This is a genomic window from Streptomyces sp. NPDC001443, assembly GCF_053597355.1.
The window spans coordinates 204,271-220,627 of record NZ_JBSFIA010000007.1; the positions used below are offsets into that span (position 1 = coordinate 204,271).

Sequence of the window (16,357 nt, forward strand, 5' to 3'; positions counted from 1 at the left end):
ATGCGAGGCTGAACGCGGTACCGCCGAATAAGACCGATCGCACCCATCGGCCCGATCAGCCCGATCAGCCCGCAGACGTCCCACCGCACCCTCCGAGGAACCCCGCCCATGAGCTCCGCCGAAGGCGACCGTGACACCCAGCGCATCCTGATCGTCGACGACGAGCCGGCGGTGCGCGAAGCACTCCAGCGCAGTCTCGCCTTCGAGGGGTACGCCACAGAAGTCGCCGTGGACGGTGCGGACGCCCTGGAGAAGGCGGCCGCGTACCGGCCCGACCTGGTCGTCCTCGACGTCCAGATGCCCCGGATGGACGGTCTGACCGCGGCCCGTCGCATCCGCGGCGCCGGCGACACCACGCCCATCCTGATGCTGACGGCCCGTGACACGGTCGGTGACCGGGTCACCGGGCTCGACGCGGGCGCCGACGACTACCTGGTCAAGCCGTTCGAACTGGACGAGCTGTTCGCCCGGGTCCGTGCGCTGCTGCGGCGCAGCTCGTACGCGTCCGCGACCGCCGACCCGGACCAGGCGGACGAGGCGCTCACCTTCGCCGACCTGCGGATGGACCTCGCCACCCGCGAGGTGACCCGGGCGGGACGCCCCGTGGAGCTGACCCGCACGGAGTTCACCCTGCTGGAGATGTTCATGGCGCACCCGCGCCAGGTCCTGACCCGTGAGCAGATCCTCAAGGCGGTCTGGGGCTTCGACTTCGAGCCCTCCTCCAACTCCCTCGACGTCTACGTCATGTACCTGCGCCGCAAGACCGAGGCGGGCGGCGAGCCGCGCCTCGTGCACACGGTGCGCGGGGTCGGGTACGTGCTGCGCCAGGGCGGCGCGGAGTGAGCAGGCTGGTACGCCGGTTCCGGACCCTGCCGATCCGGGCACGGCTGTCGATGCTGGTCGCCGCGGCGGTGGCGTTCGCGGTGGCGGCGGTCTCGGTGACCTGCTGGTTCATCGTGCAGAGGAAACTGTACGAACAGGTTAATGACGACCTCAGGAAGATGTCGCAGCCGCAGCGGTACAACCAGGTCGTGGACCTCCTCGCGGCCTGTCCGCAGAGCGACGACACCGACCAGACCGGTTCGAACGACCAGACCGGTTCGAACGACCAGAACGGCTCCAACGACCAGAACGGCCTCAACGGCCTGCGGACCCAGAGCAACTACATCCAGCTGGTCAAGGCGGACGGCACGCCCTGTGTCTCGTCGAACTCCGCGGGCACCGTCAAGGTCACCCGCGCCGACACGAACGTGATCAAGAGCGCGAGACACAGCAGGGGGGTCGTCCCCGACGGGATCATCCGCAACGGCACCGACACCGACGGCAACGCCGTGCGCGTACTCACCATGCCGCTGCTCGTCACCCAGGGCATCGCCAGCCCGCCCCAGCTGTACCCCGACACCGCGCTGCTCATCGCGGTTCCCCTGAAGAGCACCGAGTCCACCCTCAACGACCTCGCCCTCATCCTCCTCCTGGTCTCCGGCATCGGAGTGATCGGCGCCGGGGCCGCCGGTCTCGCCGTCGCCCGTGCGGGTCTGCGCCCGGTCGACAGGCTCACCGAGACGGTCGAGCACGTCGCCCGCACCGAGGACCTCAGCGTCCGCATCCCGGTCGAGGACGACAGCGAGGACGAGATCGCCCGGCTCTCCCGCTCCTTCAACTCGATGACCTCCTCCCTGGCCAGCTCCCGCGAGCTCCAGCAGCAGCTCATCGCGGACGCCGGGCACGAGCTGCGCACCCCCCTCACCTCCCTGCGCACCAACATCGAGCTCCTCACCCGCAGCGAGGAGACCGGCCGCCCCCTGCCGGAGGCGGACCGCAAGGCGCTGCTGGCCTCGGTGAAGGCGCAGATGACGGAACTGGCGTCGCTGATCGGCGACCTCCAGGAGCTGTCGCGATCGGAGGGCCAGCAGGGCGAACGCGTCCAGGTGGTCGCGCTGGAGGACACCGTCGAAGCGGCCCTGCGCCGCGCCCGCCTGCGCGGCCCGGAGCTGACGATCACGTCCTTCGTCGACCCCTGGTACGTACGGGCGGAGCCGACCGCGCTGGAGCGGGCGGTGGTCAACGTCCTCGACAACGCCGTGAAGTTCAGCCCCGAGGGCGGCACGATCGAGGTGCGGCTCAGCGAGGGCGTCCTGACGGTCCGCGACCACGGCCCCGGCATCCCCGCCGAGGAACTCCCGCACGTCTTCGACCGCTTCTGGCGCTCCCCGAGCGCCCGCGCGCTGCCCGGCTCGGGCCTGGGTCTCTCGATCGTCGCGCGCACCGTGCGGCAGGCGGGCGGCGAGGTGAGTCTGACCCGCGCGGCGGGCGGCGGAACCGTGGCGACGCTCCGTCTGCCGGGCTCGCGAACACCCCCGCCCGAACTCCCTTAGCCGCAACCGGCCTTCGAGGAATTCTCCGAGGTCCCCCACTCGGCGCATCCGACCGGTCCCGTCCTACGATGTCCTGCCTGGAAGGGGAGGCTTCGTGAGCGTCGATGCGCACACCGGGGGAAGCGGCTTCGAGCGGGAGTACGGTCGCCGCCGATGGCCCGTGTCCCGGTCGCGGTTGATCTTCCTGGTCGTCATCTTCATGAATGCCGTGCTTCATATGAGCCGGAGCGAGGACTTCATGCCGCTCTGGGCCCAGGCCGGGTTCGTGGCCCTGATGCTGGCGATCGTGGGCTGGGCCTGGCTGGAGCAGATCCGGGGGCGCACCCGGGTGGGGGCCGACGGGATCACCGTGCGCAGCGCCCTTCGGGAGCGGCTTGTGCCCTGGCAGGACATCTACGACATCCGCGCGGAGCCGTTCCGCAACCGCCGCACGGACGGGCCCCTGTTGTACGCCTACCTCTACCGCCACGACGGCCGGCGCACGCTGCTCCGGCACGTGGACGACTGGCAGGTGGCGGACTTCGCCGCCGAGCTGGAAGAGCTGCGCGAGACCGCCGTCCGGCACCGCGGGACGGCCTGGGAGCGGCGGCCGGAGACCGAGGAGCGGATACGGCTGCGGACCGGGCAGCGCAAAGCTTGGGAGCACTCGGTCACCGGTGCGGTCATCACCCTGGCGGCCATGTTCCCGGTGATGATCGTGCGGGTGGTGATCGGGGCTCCGGTGCATCCGTTCCTGCTGTTCGTCTGCGTTCCCGCGGCCGCGTTCGCCGTCGTGGCCGCGGTGCAGCGCCGACGCTGGAGGTCCCTGGTGCCCGCGTACATGCGCGAGACGTAGCCGCGAGACGCAGGACGAGGGGCTCGGGACGTACGCCGCGCGTACGTCCCGGGCCCCTCGGGGAACAGCCGGAACAGACAGAACAGCCGAACCTACTGGACGATCGTGATCCGGTTGGTGGCCGGCGGCGCCAGCGGGGCCGTCGCCGAGGAGTTGGCCGTCAGGTACCGCACCAGCGCCTCCAGGTCGTCGACGCCGACGACGTCGTTCGTGCCCAGGCCCAGCGTGGTGAAGCCGTCGCCGCCGCCCGCGAGGAAGCTGTTCGTCGCGACGCGGTAGGTGGCCGCCGGGTCGATGGCGGCGCCGTTCAGCCGGATGGAGTCGGTGACGACGCGGTCGGCGCCGGACTTCGTCAGGTCCAGCGTGTACGTCAGGTTCGCCGAGGGCTGGAGGATCTTCGGCGCGGCCGCGTTCGAGCCGCTGACCTGCTCCTTCAGCACCTGGATGAGCTGGGCGCCGGTGAAGTCCTGGAGGTTGACGGTGTTGGCGAACGGCTGCACCGTGAAGCCCTCGGCGTACGTCACCACGCCGTCACCCTCGCCGGCCTTGGCCGCGTAGGTGAGACCGGCGCGGACCCCGCCCGGGTTCATCAGCGCCAGGGCCGTCTTCGGGTCCAGCTCCTTGCCGTACGCCAGCTGCGCGTCCGCGATCAGGTCGCCCATCGGGGACTCGGTGCCGGTGCTGTTGACGTCGGCGGAGATGTAGCCGATCGCCCGGTTGCCGATCGGGGCGGCCAGGGTGTTCCACTTGCCGATCAGCGCGGTCATGTCGGCCGCCTTGGCGACGTCACGGGTGACCACGTGGTTCGCGGACTTCACGGACGTACGGGCGATGTCGCCGGTGAAGCGGTCGTACGTGAGCGTGGTGTCCGTGTAGAGGCGGCCGAAGGACGCGGCCGAGGTGACCATGCGCGGCTTGCCCGACGGGTCGGGGATCGTGCACACGTAGGCCGCGTGGGTGTGGCCGGTGACCAGCGCGTCGACCTTCGGCGTGATGTTCTTGGCGATGTCGACGATCGGGCCGGAGATGCCGTCGCCCGCGCCCGGCGAGTCGCAGTTGTAGTTGTACGAGCCCGAGGCCGGCAGTCCGCCCTCGTGGATCAGCGCGACGATCGACTTCACGCCCTGCTTGTCCAGCACCTTGGCGTACTTGTTGATCGTCTCGACCTCGTCCTGGAACTTGAGGCCCTTCACCCCTTCGGCGGAGACGATGTTCGGGGTGCCCTCCAGGGTCACGCCGATGAAGCCGATCTTGACGCCGTTCTTCTTCCACACCGTGTACGGCTTGAGGATCGGCTTGCCGGTCTTCTCGTCGAGGACGTTCGCCGCGAGGTAGGGGAAGTCGGCGCCCTTGAACTTCTTGTCCGTGTAGCAGCCGGCCGTCGGGTGACAGCCGCCGTTCTGGAGCCGGGCCAGCTCCTTGGCCCCCTCGTCGAACTCGTGGTTGCCGACGGAGGTGACGTCCAGGTCGAGTTTGTTCAGCGCCTCGATGGTGGGCTCGTCGTGGAACAGGCCCGAGATCAGCGGGGACGCGCCGACCATGTCGCCGCCGGCCGCGGTGATCGAGTAGGAGTGGCCCTTGCGGGCCTCGCGCAGATGCGTCGCGAGGTACTCCACGCCGCCCGCGTCGATGGTCTTCGTCGTGCCGTCGGCCTGGAGTTCGGTGACCCGGCCGGAGGAACCCGACGGCGGTTCGAGGTTGCCGTGCAGGTCGTTGAAGGACAGCAGCTGGACGTCCTGGTAGCGGGCCGGCCGCGGATGACCGTGCCCGCCGTTGTCGTGCGCGTCCGCCGGCAGCGCGGCGGCCATCGCGCCGGCCGTGGCGAGACCCGCGGCGGCCGCGAGAACCCGGTACGTACGACGTCTGCGGCCGGGATTCGACGGTGATGTGGCTGGCATGCGCCCCCCTGAGGCTGATGGCGTCCACCGGACCGGTGTGGCCCCGTGGGTCTGCTGAAGGTGTGCCCGTCCGGCGCAGCCTAAGGTCAACGCGCGTAGCACAACAGGGGTTTCATGGTTACGTCCAGGTTTCCCTTTGCCACCGTCTTGCCCCCTTCTTGCCACCACTTTGCGGGACGATCCCCTTACCCTCGTACGCATGACCAGCGACGACATCGCACGGCTCCCCGGCGCCCGTTCCATCGAGACCCTCTCCGCGCTCTCCGCGGAACAGACCGAGGCCGTGCTCGCACTGCTCGCGGAGGCCGCCCACAGCGACGGCCAGCAGGCGGTGTCCGAGCAGGGCCGGCTGCAACTGCGCGGCGGAGCCCGCGAAGGGGTCTCCCACCTGTTGCTGACCACGGGAGGCGAACTCCTCGGCTACGCGCAGCTGGAGGACACCGACCCGGTGGAGGCGCCGGCCGCCGAGATGGTCGTGCACCCCGCGCACCGCGGGCACGGACACGGGCGGGCGCTGGGCTCCGCGCTGCTCGCCGCCTCCGGCAAGCGGCTGCGGGTGTGGGCGCACGGCGGCCACTCCGCGGCCCGGCATCTGGCCCAGGTCCTCGGCCTCACCCTGTTCCGCGAACTGCGCCAGATGCGGCGGCCGTTGGCCGGACTCGACCTGCCCGACCCGGTGCTGCCCGAGGGCGTGGACGTGCGCGCCTTCGAGCCGGGCGCCGACGACGCGGCCTGGCTCGCCACGAACGCCGCCGCGTTCGCCCACCACCCCGAACAGGGCTCCCTCACCCAGCGCGACCTCGACGACCGCAAGGCCGAGGCGTGGTTCGACCCCGCGGGCTTCTTCCTCGCCTTCCGTGAGGACCGGCTGATCGGCTTCCACTGGACCAAGGTGCACGCCGAGGAGGGCATCGGCGAGGTCTACGTCCTCGGTGTCGCCCCCGGCGCGCAGGGCGGTGGCCTCGGCAAGGCCCTCACCACGATCGGCCTGCGCCATCTCGCCGCGCAGGCGCTCCCGACGGCGATGCTCTATGTCGACGCCGACAACAAGGCGGCGGTGTCCGTCTACGAGCGGCTCGGATTCGTCACGTACGAGACGGACCTGATGTACCGCACGGAGACCTGAGCGGCCGTCACCACCGGGGCCCGTCCGCAGGACGCGCGCCGGCCGACGACCGGGTGACGTGACCTCAGGCGGTGGTCGGGGCCGTCTGCCCCGGCCGGGGACGCAGGACGGACCCGCGGCGCAGTGGCTCCGGCGCGCAGAGCGCCACCACCGCGACGGCCACCACCAGCAGCGCCGCCCACCGCCCGTGCGCGTCCGCCCAGTGCCGGTCGCCCGCCGCCACCAGCAGCGCCCACCGCTGCGGCAGCAGCAGCGTCGGGACGGTCACCGCGACGGCCGTCAGACCGGCCGCGACGGCGGTGCCCGGCCGGGTCCCGTCGGTGAAGCGGACGGCGGCCGAGGCTCCGGCCAGCGCGAGCGCGGCGGTCGCGGCCGCCTCCAGGGTGACCGCGCCCACCGGGGGCCGCGCCTGCGCCGGTACGAGCAGCAGCGCGGCCGTCCAGCACAGCGCGGTGACCGGCACGGCCAGCGCCAGGCGCAGGGCGCCGCGCAGCGGCCGGCGCACCGGCACCGGCGCGGTGGTGTGCCGGGCCGGGTCGTCGAGCAGGAACGCCAGGCCCAGGGCGAGGCAGAGCGCGGCGGCCCGCAGCAGGTTCAGGCACAGCCAGGGGTCGGGGGCGCCGGACTGCAACCGGGGCAGCCCGGCGAGCAGCAGTGCGAGACCACCGGCCGCCGCGAGGGCGGGCCGGGGCAGGGTGCGCCAGAGCGGGCGGAGCAGGGCGCGGACCACGGCGTACGGCCTCGGTCGTCCGGCGCGGACCACGGCGTACGGCTTCGGCCGTCGTTCACCGGTCACAGGTGTCACCGTCGTCCTTCCCCGTCGTGGGCGCGTGCACGCCCAGCAGCTCCGCCACCCGCGCGAGCGGTGTCCCCGGGGTGGTCAGCTCCGTCCAGTGGGCCTTCACCTTGGCGATGACGCCGTAGCGCGGCTGCCGCAGCAGTTGCCGCACGACGTCGGTCTGCCCGGCGGTCATGGCGACGGAGTCGACGGGCGTCAGCGCGATCGCGGGGCCCTCGAGGCTGTCGTCGAGGCGGGCGGCGCGCAGCCCGGCCAGCGGGTCGGGCTCGGCGCCCAGCGCGAGCCACATGATCGTCACCACCCGGGCGTCGCACACCTCGCCGCCGGCCCGCTCGTCGCCCGCCACCAGGACGGCGGCGACCCCCACCGCGAACTGGGCGTTCCGGTCGCCGCCCCACTCGGTGCCGACACTGACCTGGCCGGGCCGGGTGAGCGGGGCGATCGCGGCGTCGCCCTCCAGGCCGTAACGGGCTTCCACCCTCTGCCGTACGGTCAGCCGCGTGCCGCCCGCGGCACCGCCCGCGAGGCGGCGCACCCGGTCGGCCGTGGCGGCCCAGTCGGCGGTGCGGCCGGTCCATTCGGGGAAGGCGCAGTACGTCGAGGCGCCGTGGACGCTGCACGACTGGACCCGTTCCGGGTGGACGGACGCCTCGGCGCGGGCGGCCTTCAGGGCGGCCGGCTCGCCCGGGGCCTGTCCGGCTGCCCCCGTGACGGTGACGGCCAGGGCGAGGGCGGTCACCGCCAGGGCCGTACGGGTGCGGGCGCCGCTCAGCAGCACCGCGCCGCAGGCCACGAGGACGATCAGCCCCGTCAGGTACAGCGCGTGCCAGGCGGCCGGGCGGCCGAGCAGGTCGGACGGCAGGGGCCCGGCGCCGGTCTCGGTGACGGTGGGCAGCAGCCAGCGCGCCCCGTGCGAGCCGTCGAGGTTCACGGCGGCGAGGACGAGCAGGACGTAGCCGCCGATCACCACGAGCGGGGCGGCGAAGAAGGACGGGATCAGCCGGGCCAGCAGCACGCCGGCGACACCCGCCAGGAGGACGCAGAGCGGGCCGACGGCCAGTTCGAAGAACGAGCCGTGGCCGCTCGCGCCGGGCTTCAGCGCGGCCCAGGTGAACTCGGCGGTCACGACGAGCGCGGTGAACGCCGCGTACGGCACCACGGACAGGACGTGCGCGACCGTACGCCGCCAGGGCTCCATGGGCAGGATGCCGTCGTGCCGGTCGGTGCCGTTGCGGCGCGAGCGCACCGCGGCCCGGTTGACGCAGATCAGCAGGGCGACGGCGAACAGCTCCGGCCCGCTCTGGGTGCCCCGGTCGACGTCCTGGAGGACCGGGTAGGCGCCCATGCCGTCGCCGCCCGAGTACAACTGCCACGCGGTGTAGCCGACATAGAGGAGCAGGAAGGAGAACACCGGCACGAACCGGCTGAGTTCGCGTGCCTCGAAGCGGGCGAGGGCGAGCACGGCCGCGGCCCGCCGGGGAACCGGGGCTGCGGGCCCGTCGGCCGTGGCGGCCCTCTCCACGACCTCGGTGGCGCTCATGCGGCCGCCTCCGCCGACACGCCGTCGAGGGCGAGCAGGTAGCCGTCCTCCAGGGTCGGTTCGAGGAGGTCGGCGCCCTCGGGCGGGTCGCCGACGTTGCGGAAGGTGCCGAGTCCGGTGCGCCAGCCCGCCAGCGCCGCCGGGTCCCGCTCGGCGCTGCTCCACACCCGGCCCGCGGCCCGTGCGGTGAGCTCCGCCGGGGTGCCCTCGAAGCGGAGGCGGCCCCGGGCCATGACGATCACCCGGTGGCACAGCATCGCCACGTCCTCGGTCTGGTGGGTGGAGAGCAGCACCGTGCGTCCCTCGCCCGCCCGAGCGATCAGCTCCCGGAACCGCATGCGCTGTTCGGGGTCCAGGCCGACGGTCGGCTCGTCGAGGACGAGGAAACCGGGGTCGCCGACGAGGGCGGCGGCGAGCGCGACCCGCTGCCGCATCCCGCCGGACAGCCGCTTGATGCGCCGGCCGCGCACCTCGGACAGGCCGACGGCGTCGAGGATCCGCCGCACCTCGCGGTGCCGGGCGCCGCGGTCCGTCATCTCCTTGAGGATCGCCACGTAGTCGACGAACTCGAAGGCGGTGAAGTCCGGGTGGAATCCCGGGTTCTGCGGGAGGTAGCCCAGGGCGCGGCGGACGTTCTGCCGTCCGGCCGTGGTGCCCGGGTCGTGTCCGAGGACGCTGAAGGCGCCCCCGTCGGGGGGCACGGCGGTGGCGAGGACCCGCAGCAGGCTGGTCTTGCCCGCCCCGTTCGGCCCGAGCAGCCCGGTCACTCCTTCGGTCAGCCGCAGGGTCACCTCGTCGAGCGCGGCGGTGCCGCCGTAACGGAGGGTCAGCCCGGAGGCGGAGACGGTGACGGTCATGGGGCACTCCTGTGAGTGGCGTGGGTGGCGCCGGTCGCGTCGACGGCGCCGGTGAAGGGAGCGAGGGAGCGGCCGTACGCGGTCACCCGCCACCCCCCTGCCGGAAGTCGGTGAACGGCACGGTCGAGGCGTCGAACCGGTCGCGGGCGAGGTAGAGCAGCCCGGCACCGAGTGCCGCGACCGCGCCCGCCACGCCCTGCCCGGCCGCGGTGAACGGCGCGAGCGTCCCGTCGCCGGACGCGTCCGCCGCGAGGAGCAGACCGATCCAGCCGCCGCCGACCAGGACGGGCGCGACGACCGGGCCCAGGCGGGGTGTCAGCGCCAGCCCGGTCGAGGTCAGCGCGAGCGCGGGCAGCAGCCAGGCCAGCGCGCGCAGCCCGTAGCCGGGGAGCGCGAGGGTCGCGAGCCCGTTCAGGCCGAGGCCGACCGTGAGCACGGCGACCGTGCGGATCAACAGCAGCCGGAAGCCGTGCAGCGGGGAGACGACGCCCATCTCGTACGTCGGGTCGAGGGCGGGCCCGTACGACAGCGCCACGCCGGCGAGCGGCAGCAGCGGTGCCAGGGCGAGGAACAGCGTGGGCGACCGTCCGGGCGAGACGGTGGCGGTGGCCTGCACCGTCATGAGCAGGACCGCGGCGACCGCCGCGAGCCAGGAGCGGCGCAGCACGGGCGTGGCGGTGAGCAGCCGGGCCGTGTGGTCGGCCACGCCGACCCGTACCATCAGCGACTCGACGAACCCGCGCCGCGGCGCGTCGAGTTCGGCGTCGAGCCGTTCCCAGCCGGCGTCCAGCGCGACCGGGTCGGCGAGCCGCGCGAGCAGGGCGCGGCAGTCGGCGCAGGCCGCCAGATGGGTGTCGGCGGACCACAGCCGCGGTGCCGCCAACTCGCCCCGCGTGTAGGCCCGGAGATCGTCCTCGGGCACATGCCAGGTGGTACTCATGCCAGTGCCTCCCGCAGTTGCTTACGGGCGCGCAGGGCCCGCGTCTTGACCGTGCCGGGCGGTATGCCGAGCAGTACGGCCGCCTCCCGGGTGGTGAGCCCGTCGACGACCGTCGCCTGCAGGACGGCCCGCAGCTCGGGCGAGAGCCGCAGCAGGGCCCCGGCGAGGTTCCCGTGCTCCACCCCCGCGAGCACGCGTTCCTCCGCCGAGGCCTCGTCCCGGTGCCGCAGCCGCGCCAGCGCCTGCCGCAGCCGTCCCCGTGCGCCGTCGCCGCGCAGCACGTCGACCAGCCGCCGTGACCCGATGCGCCACAGCCAGCCGGCCACGTCGCCGTCCTCGCGGTAGCGGGCGGTCCCCCGCCACACCGCGAGGAACGTCTCCTGCACGACGTCGTCGACGATCCCGGCGTCGGCGCACCGGCTGCGCAGCCGGGCGCTCAGCCAGGGCGCGAAGCGCCGGTACAGCTCCTCGAAGGCGCGCCGGTCGGCGTCCGCCGCGACGGCGCGCAGCAACTCCCCGTCGCTTCTCGTCTCGCTCACATCTCCTCATCGGACGAGCCCCGCCGATCGGTTCACGCCCCGGCCCCGACTTCGGTCAGACTTTTCCGATCATCCCGGAACCCATTCACTGCTCAACCAGTGAAATAGCGGTGAATCGGATGGCCGAACACCGGTTCAGCACCGGTGACCGACACCGGACGGGCACCGAACCGGCCGTCCGGCGACTCCGTACCTGTCCCCGGGAGGGGGAAGCAGCGTACGAAGCCGACGCCTCCCGGCGGAGCGAGCGCGCGCACCCCGCGATGGACGCCCGGGAGCCGCACCGCGATATCCCGCACGCCATGTCCCCGTAACCGTCGGTTCAGACTGACTTGCGACGCTCGGCCAATGAACCCAGCCGCGCCCGAGGCTTCGCCGCCCCCCGAGGGTGATGCCGCCGCGCTCCCGCTCGGACGCCTCGACGCGCCCGTATACCTGCTGGCGCGAAAGAATGGGTCCATGAGCCAGCCAAACGCCCCCCAGGCACAGGTCCAGCACCCCCAGCCCTCCGTGGGCTCCATAGCCGCGCACCGTCCGCACACCGTGTCGGCCGCGGTCTCCGACCTGGAACCCGACATCGACGCCGACCTCGACGCCTACGAGGAGTCGCCGTACGAGGGGCCCCAGCTGCCGCAGGGCCGATTCCTCGACCGGGAGCGCAGCTGGCTGGCCTTCAACGAGCGGGTCCTCGAACTCGCCGAGGACCCCGACACGCCCCTGCTCGAACGCGCCAACTTCCTGGCGATCTTCGCCAGCAACCTGGACGAGTTCTTCATGGTCCGGGTGGCCGGTCTGAAGCGCCGGATCGCCACCGGGGTCGCCACCCGCTCCGCCTCCGGCCTCCAGCCCCGCGAGGTGCTGGAGATGATCTGGGCCCGCTCCCGCGAGCTCATGGCCCGGCACGCCGCCTGCTACCACGAGGACGTCGCCCCCGCGCTCGCGGAGGAGGGCATCCACCTGGTCCGCTGGAACGAGCTGACGGAGAAGGAGCAGGCGCGCCTCTTCACGCTCTTCCGCCACCAGATCTTCCCGGTGCTGACCCCCCTCGCGGTCGACCCGGCGCACCCCTTCCCGTACATCTCCGGCCTGTCGCTGAACCTGGCCGTCGTCGTACGCAACCCGGTCAGCGGGCACAAGCACTTCGCCCGCGTCAAGGTGCCGCCGCTGCTGTCCCGCTTCCTGGAGAGCTCCCCCGGCCGGTACGTCCCCATCGAGGACGTCATCGCCGCCCACCTGGAGGAGCTGTTCCCGGGCATGGAGGTGCTGGAGAGCCACGCCTTCCGGCTCACCCGCAACGAGGACCTGGAGGTCGAGGAGGACGACACCGAGAACCTCCTCCAGGCCCTGGAGAAGGAGCTCATGCGGCGCCGCTTCGGGCCGCCGGTGCGCCTGGAGGTCGAGGAGTCCATCGACCGCGACGTGCTCGACCTGCTGGTGCGCGAGCTGAAGATCAGCGAGGCGGAGGTGTACCCGCTGCCGGGTCCCCTGGACCTCACCGGCCTCTTCCGCATCCACGGCCTCGACCGGCCGGAGCTGAAGTACCCCAAGTTCATCGCCGGCACCCACCGCGACCTGGCGGAGGTCGAGTCCGCCTCGGCCCCCGACATCTTCGCGGCCCTGCGCAGCCGGGACGTGCTCCTGCACCACCCCTACGACTCCTTCTCCACCTCCGTCCAGGCGTTCCTGGAACAGGCGGCGGCCGACCCGGACGTCCTCGCCATCAAGCAGACCCTGTACCGGACCTCCGGCGACTCGCCGATCGTCGACGCGCTCATCGACGCCGCCGAGTCCGGCAAGCAGGTCCTGGTCCTGGTCGAGATCAAGGCCCGCTTCGACGAGCACGCCAACATCAAGTGGGCACGCAAGCTGGAGGAGGCCGGCTGCCACGTCGTGTACGGCCTCGTCGGCCTGAAGACCCACTGCAAGCTGTCCCTGGTGGTCCGTCAGGAGGGCGAGACGCTCCGCCGCTACAGCCACGTGGGCACCGGCAACTACCACCCGAAGACGGCCCGCCTCTACGAGGACCTGGGCCTGCTGACGGCCGACCCGCAGGTCGGCGCCGACCTGTCCGACCTGTTCAACCGTCTCTCCGGCTACTCCCGCCGGGAGACCTACCGCCGCCTGCTGGTCGCCCCCAAGTCCCTGCGGGACGGGCTGGTCGCGCGCATCAACAAGGAAGTCCAGCACCACCGTGCCGGACGGCCCGCCCATGTCCGCATCAAGGTCAACTCGATGGTGGACGAAGCGATCATCGACGCGTGCTACCGCGCGTCCCAGGCGGGCGTGCCGGTCGACATCTGGGTGCGGGGCATCTGCGCGGTGCGGCCGGGCGTCACCGGCCTGTCGGAGAACATACGGGTCCGCTCCATCCTCGGCCGATTCCTCGAGCACTCCCGGGTGTTCGGCTTCGGCAACGGCGGCGAGCCCGAGGTGTGGATCGGCAGCGCCGACATGATGCACCGCAACCTCGACCGCCGCATCGAGGCCCTGGTCCGGGTCACCGACCCGGCCCACCGCGCGTCCCTCAACCGGTTGCTGGAGACCGGTATGTCCGACTCCACCTCGTCCTGGCACCTGGGCCCGGACGGCGAGTGGACCCGGCATGCGACCGACGCGGACGGACAGCCCCTGCGCAACGTCCAGGAGATGCTCATAGACGCCCGGAGGCGCCGGCGTGGCACAGCAACACCTTGACCCGACGGACCCCACGGCCGAGCCGGTGAAGGGTGACGCCCTCGCGCGTTACCTCCGGTCCCAGGCCACGGAGTTCCTCCGCGCCCTGCGCCTGCACCGGGAGACCGGTGGCACGGCGGGGGGCGCGGGGGGGTCCGCCGACGCGGCCCTGGCCCTGCGCCGGTCAGCCCGCCGCATCAGCGGCAGCCTGCACACCTACCGTCCGCTGCTGGACAACGCCTGGTCGGAGGAGATCCGGCCCGAACTGGCCTGGCTGTCCGGCACCCTGGCGCTGGAACACGCGTGCGAGGCACGGCTGGACCGGCTCCTGCTGGCGCTGCACCGGCTGTCGGGCGCGACGCCCCTGCCCGTCCAGCCGGCGGCGGCCACGGCACCGGGCTCCGCCGGCCCGGCCGTGCCGCCGCCGGCGGCGGGGGGACGCGGCAACCTCACCGTGGGCGCGGCGAAGGCCGGCGCCCTGCTCGAACGGCAGTTGACGCTGGCCCGGACCCGGGCCCACTCCACCGCCCTCCAGGCGCTCGGCTCCTCCCGCTTCCACGCCGTCGCGGACAAGCTCGCCGTGCTCGCCAGCGACGTCCCGCTCACCCCGGCCGCCCTCGGCACGGAACTGCGTCCGCTGACCGACGCGGCCCGCGAACGCCTCACGGACGCCGTCGCCGCCCTGCCCCTGGTCACCGCGGGCCACCCCTACAACGCCGAGGCCCTCGTCCACGGCCTCTCCCCGGACCCCGCCCCGCACGCCCAGGACGCCCCCTGGCACCAGGTGCGCCTGCTGCTGCGCCTGTACCGCTACGCCCGCGAGGTGCCGGCCCCGGACGGCGACGACACCCCGCTGCACCTGTGCGTACCGGAGGCGGGCCAGGCCCTCAACCGGCACCGCGACGCCTCCGAGGCTGCCGCGGCCGCCGCCCAGGCGGCCCGTACGCCCCGCATCGCGCCGGCGACGGCGTACGCGCTGGGCGTGCTCCACGCCGACCAGCGCCACGAGGTGGAGGCGGCCAGGTTCGCCTTCCAGCAGGCCTGGCGGAAACAGACCGTCGGTACGTCCTGATCCGCTGGGAGGCTGAACCCCGGTGACCGAATCGAACGACACCACCGTCCAGGCGGCCGGCTGCGTCCTGTGGCGCCGCTCCCCCTACGACGGACAGCTGGAACTCTGCCTGGTCCACCGTCCGAAGTACGACGACTGGTCCCACCCCAAGGGCAAGCTGAAGCGCGGCGAGGACGCCCTCACCGGCGCGCTGCGCGAGGTCGCGGAGGAGACGGGGTACACCGCCGAGCCCGGCGCCACGCTGCCGACCCTGCGCTACCTCGCCAACGGCCGTCCGAAGCAGGTCCGTTACTGGGCCGCCCGGGCCGTCGCCGGCGCGTTCGCCCCGAACGACGAGGTGGACCGGGTCCTGTGGCTCTCCCCGCTCGCGGCCCGCAACCGGCTCACCCAGCCCCGCGACCGGACCCTTGTCGACGACCTGCTCTCGGCCGTACGCCACGCCTGAACCTTCGCCACCGGCCGCCTGACGGGCCGCGGTTCGCCCGCCGCGGCGACCTGCTCAGCCGCCCGTCGCGTGCGTCTCCGCGTCCGTACGCGCCTGGCTCCGGGCCCGGCGGGCCGGTCCCCGCCAGCCGCAGGCACAGCGGGCCAGACAGAACGGCCCCTGCTCGACCGTGGTCGTCATGTGTTGTTCCGGTTGTTCCCGGACGCGGTCCGGCCCCTCCTGCTGCGCCACGCCCGCCAGGGTACCGAGCCGTCGGTAAAGGGCTCGTATCGCGCTCCCCGGTGACACGCCACACGCGTGACCGGCGTCGCCCGCCCGTCGTTAGCCGAGACGACAGGGGCCCGTGACGGACGTACCGGCTGGGAGTGGGCAGACGATGACGGCAAGGCAGCGGTGGCACGGCCGGACGGCGGGCACGAGCGCCGTGGCGGGACTCGTGGCCTGGGTCTGTGTCGGGGCCACCGGATGCTCCTGGAGCGGCGCCGCCGCCGAGGACGCGCGGGGCGCGGGCGATCCCGTCGAGACCCTGCGGCACGCCGCCGACCGGCTGGTGGACGCGGGCAGCTCGCAGGCCCGTACGTCCATGGAGATGGCGACCGGCGGCACCCGCGTCACCATCCGGGGCGAGGGCGTCTACGACTACCGCAGGCAGCTCGGCCGGCTGAAGGTGATGCTGCCGCAGGACCCGTCCGGGCAGAGCGAGCACCGGCCCATCACCGAACTCCTCGCGCCGGGCGCCCTGTTCATGAAGAACCGGGGCGCGGGGGTGCCGGACGACAAATGGGTCCGGGTGGAGACGGCCGGCCTGTCGGACGGGAACCTGGTGACCGGCGGCGCCACCGACCCGTACGCGGCCGCCGAGGTGCTGCGCGGGACACGGGCGGCGACGTATGTGGGCCGGACCGACGTGGCCGGGACCAGCGTGCGGCACTACCGCGGCACCGCCGACCTCGGCGACGCGGCGCGGCGCGCCTCGGCCGGCGGCCGGGCCGCGCTGCGAGCGGCGGCGACCGGCTTCGCCACGCCCGAGGTGCCCTTCGACGTGTACCTCGACGACCAGGGGCGCATCCGCAAGATCCGGCAGCGGTTCAGCTTCGTCAACGGCCGGCAGCGGGGGGCCGTGGCGGTCGCGTCGACGGCGCTGCTCTACGGCTTCGGCGCCCCCGTGGAGGTACGGCTGCCGGCCGCCGGGGACATCTACACGGGCAGGATCGCCGAGGAGTGAGGCACGAGGACTAGCCCGTCCGTGCCATGCGCG

General features: G+C 73.1%; 15 protein-coding genes. 8 read left to right on the plus strand and 7 right to left on the minus strand.

Annotated elements, in window-relative coordinates:
* Positions 1–108: 108 nt before the first annotated feature.
* From ACWC24_RS11275 to ACWC24_RS11285, 3 genes are all read left to right on the plus strand, one after another.
* Positions 109–843, plus strand: a complete 735-nt coding sequence (locus ACWC24_RS11275; RefSeq protein WP_152885633.1) for a response regulator transcription factor — start codon at positions 109–111, stop codon at positions 841–843.
* A complete protein-coding gene (locus tag ACWC24_RS11280; RefSeq protein WP_450662566.1) occupies positions 840–2,375 on the plus strand; it encodes a sensor histidine kinase in 1,536 nt (511 codons plus the stop codon). Before ACWC24_RS11275 ends, ACWC24_RS11280 begins: the two co-directional genes overlap by 4 nt.
* Positions 2,376–2,469: 94 nt before the next feature.
* Positions 2,470–3,210, plus strand: coding sequence for a PH domain-containing protein (locus tag ACWC24_RS11285; protein WP_450662567.1), 741 nt, complete (start codon positions 2,470–2,472; stop codon positions 3,208–3,210).
* 92 nt (positions 3,211–3,302) lie between these two features.
* Here the strand turns inward: ACWC24_RS11285 and ACWC24_RS11290 are convergent, their stop codons facing one another.
* Positions 3,303–5,108 carry a bifunctional metallophosphatase/5'-nucleotidase gene (locus tag ACWC24_RS11290; protein ID WP_450662568.1) on the minus strand — a complete coding sequence of 602 codons (1,806 nt, stop codon included), beginning with the start codon at positions 5,106–5,108 and terminating at the stop codon, positions 3,303–3,305.
* A 199-nt stretch (positions 5,109–5,307) separates the two neighbouring features.
* Between ACWC24_RS11290 and mshD the strand changes: the two genes are divergently transcribed.
* Positions 5,308–6,234 (plus strand): mycothiol synthase, encoded by a 927-nt coding sequence (mshD, locus tag ACWC24_RS11295; RefSeq protein ID WP_450662569.1) that lies wholly within the window; start codon positions 5,308–5,310, stop codon positions 6,232–6,234.
* A 64-nt stretch (positions 6,235–6,298) separates the two neighbouring features.
* Here mshD and ACWC24_RS11300 read toward each other — a convergent pair whose 3' ends face one another.
* The 5 genes from ACWC24_RS11300 to ACWC24_RS11320 form a co-directional block, all read right to left on the minus strand.
* Positions 6,299–7,030, minus strand: coding sequence for an ABC transporter (locus ACWC24_RS11300; protein ID WP_450662570.1), 732 nt, complete (start codon positions 7,028–7,030; stop codon positions 6,299–6,301).
* On the minus strand, positions 7,020–8,573 hold the full coding sequence (locus ACWC24_RS11305) for an ABC transporter permease (protein WP_450662571.1): 1,554 nt from the start codon (positions 8,571–8,573) through the stop codon (positions 7,020–7,022). Before ACWC24_RS11305 ends, ACWC24_RS11300 begins: the two co-directional genes overlap by 11 nt.
* Complete coding sequence (locus ACWC24_RS11310; protein WP_450662572.1) at positions 8,570–9,430, minus strand: ABC transporter ATP-binding protein; 861 nt, start codon at positions 9,428–9,430, stop codon at positions 8,570–8,572. Before ACWC24_RS11310 ends, ACWC24_RS11305 begins: the two co-directional genes overlap by 4 nt.
* A gap of 82 nt (positions 9,431–9,512) precedes the next feature.
* Complete coding sequence (locus ACWC24_RS11315) at positions 9,513–10,370, minus strand: anti-sigma factor family protein (RefSeq protein WP_450662573.1); 858 nt, start codon at positions 10,368–10,370, stop codon at positions 9,513–9,515.
* Positions 10,367–10,909: an RNA polymerase sigma factor gene (locus ACWC24_RS11320; RefSeq protein WP_450662574.1), complete on the minus strand. Its 543-nt coding sequence runs from the start codon at positions 10,907–10,909 to the stop codon at positions 10,367–10,369. The genes ACWC24_RS11315 and ACWC24_RS11320 overlap by 4 nt, the downstream gene beginning before the upstream one ends.
* A gap of 459 nt (positions 10,910–11,368) precedes the next feature.
* Between ACWC24_RS11320 and ACWC24_RS11325 the strand changes: the two genes are divergently transcribed.
* From ACWC24_RS11325 to ACWC24_RS11335, 3 genes are read left to right on the plus strand one after another with little or no spacing between them, the layout of a single operon-like run.
* Positions 11,369–13,603, plus strand: a complete 2,235-nt coding sequence (locus ACWC24_RS11325; RefSeq protein ID WP_450662575.1) for an RNA degradosome polyphosphate kinase — start codon at positions 11,369–11,371, stop codon at positions 13,601–13,603.
* Positions 13,584–14,654 carry a CHAD domain-containing protein gene (locus ACWC24_RS11330; RefSeq protein WP_450662576.1) on the plus strand — a complete coding sequence of 357 codons (1,071 nt, stop codon included), beginning with the start codon at positions 13,584–13,586 and terminating at the stop codon, positions 14,652–14,654. Before ACWC24_RS11325 ends, ACWC24_RS11330 begins: the two co-directional genes overlap by 20 nt.
* 22 nt (positions 14,655–14,676) lie before the next feature.
* Positions 14,677–15,099 carry an NUDIX hydrolase gene (locus tag ACWC24_RS11335; protein WP_450662577.1) on the plus strand — a complete coding sequence of 141 codons (423 nt, stop codon included), beginning with the start codon at positions 14,677–14,679 and terminating at the stop codon, positions 15,097–15,099.
* A 54-nt stretch (positions 15,100–15,153) separates the two neighbouring features.
* On the opposite strand, the gene ACWC24_RS11340 is transcribed toward ACWC24_RS11335, so the two are convergent.
* Entirely contained in the window at positions 15,154–15,330 is a 177-nt protein-coding gene (locus tag ACWC24_RS11340; protein ID WP_450662604.1) for a hypothetical protein, read from the minus strand.
* 145 nt (positions 15,331–15,475) lie between these two features.
* Here ACWC24_RS11340 and ACWC24_RS11345 point away from each other — a divergent pair, with 145 nt between their 5' ends.
* Positions 15,476–16,324, plus strand: a complete 849-nt coding sequence (locus ACWC24_RS11345; RefSeq protein ID WP_450662578.1) for a hypothetical protein — start codon at positions 15,476–15,478, stop codon at positions 16,322–16,324.
* Positions 16,325–16,357 lie beyond the last annotated feature (33 nt).

Coding starts and splice junctions, on each gene's coding strand:
- ACWC24_RS11325 (WP_450662575.1), top strand. CDS start 11,369: ATGAGCCAGCCAAACGCCCCCCAGGCACAGGTCCAGCACCCCCAGCCC.
- ACWC24_RS11290 (WP_450662568.1), bottom strand. CDS start 5,108: ATGCCAGCCACATCACCGTCGAATCCCGGCCGCAGACGTCGTACGTAC.
- ACWC24_RS11305 (WP_450662571.1), bottom strand. CDS start 8,573: ATGAGCGCCACCGAGGTCGTGGAGAGGGCCGCCACGGCCGACGGGCCC.
- mshD (WP_450662569.1), top strand. CDS start 5,308: ATGACCAGCGACGACATCGCACGGCTCCCCGGCGCCCGTTCCATCGAG.
- ACWC24_RS11310 (WP_450662572.1), bottom strand. CDS start 9,430: ATGACCGTCACCGTCTCCGCCTCCGGGCTGACCCTCCGTTACGGCGGC.
- ACWC24_RS11275 (WP_152885633.1), top strand. CDS start 109: ATGAGCTCCGCCGAAGGCGACCGTGACACCCAGCGCATCCTGATCGTC.
- ACWC24_RS11315 (WP_450662573.1), bottom strand. CDS start 10,370: ATGAGTACCACCTGGCATGTGCCCGAGGACGATCTCCGGGCCTACACG.
- ACWC24_RS11345 (WP_450662578.1), top strand. CDS start 15,476: ATGACGGCAAGGCAGCGGTGGCACGGCCGGACGGCGGGCACGAGCGCC.